This is a genomic window from Roseateles sp. P5_B10, assembly GCF_056400485.1.
Window position 1 is genome coordinate 1 of record NZ_JBFULE010001426.1, and the last position, 758, is coordinate 758.

General features: G+C 69.8%; 1 protein-coding gene. It reads right to left on the minus strand.

Features of this window, described 5'->3' with window-relative positions; translation table 11 throughout:
* Positions 1 to 220: 220 nt before the first annotated feature.
* Positions 221 to 758 (minus strand): Smr/MutS family protein (locus AC1DU6_RS33765; RefSeq protein ID WP_477862743.1); only part of this gene is annotated, 538 nt, incomplete at its 5' end.

Consider the following 758-nt stretch of genomic DNA (forward strand, 5'->3'; position numbering starts at 1 on the left):
GCGACAACCAGACCGATGCCCAGATAGCTCTTGGGCTGGGGCGCACGATCGGAAAAGGTAAGGGACATGGGCTCTCCTCGTTGGGGCTGGGAAACCGGATGTCGCGCTGATGGCGGCTTGAGCCCAGACTACTCCGGGCTAACGGCGTCGGTCAATGGCGTTGCACCTCGTGTCGGCCGCGCGACGTGACAGCCCGGTGTTATTCACCGTCAGCGGCGCGTCAGGCCGTTCCGCTGAGCAGCACGATCAGCGCCCCCGCCCCGCCGTCACTGGCGCGCGCCTGCACGAAGGCCAGCACCTCGTTCTTCTGCACCAGCCAGCGCCGCACGCGGCCCTTGAGAACGGGCTCGCGGCCCGGTGAGCCATGCCCCTTGCCATGCACGACGCGCACGCAGCGCAGGCCGCGCCGCGCGCTGTCGTGGATGAACAGCCCCAAGGCCTCGCGGGCCGCGTCACGGCGCAGCCCGTGCAGGTCGAGCTGGGCCTGCAGCGCCCAGTGGCCGCGGCGCAGTTTGCGCACCGCCTCGAGGCTGATGCCTTCGCGGCGAAAGCTCAATGTCTCGTCGGTGTCCAGCAGCGTGTCGACGTCGATCTCGTCGGACAGGGCCTGCAGCAGCACCGCGCGCTCGTCCGCTTCGCGCTGGCGCGGCTCGGGTGGCGGTTGATCGAGGTCGTGGATGAAGCGGTCCATGCTGCGCAGCGGTGTCACCGGGCCGACGGTCAGCTCGAAGACCCGCCTTTCCTGCTCCGCCAGGCGC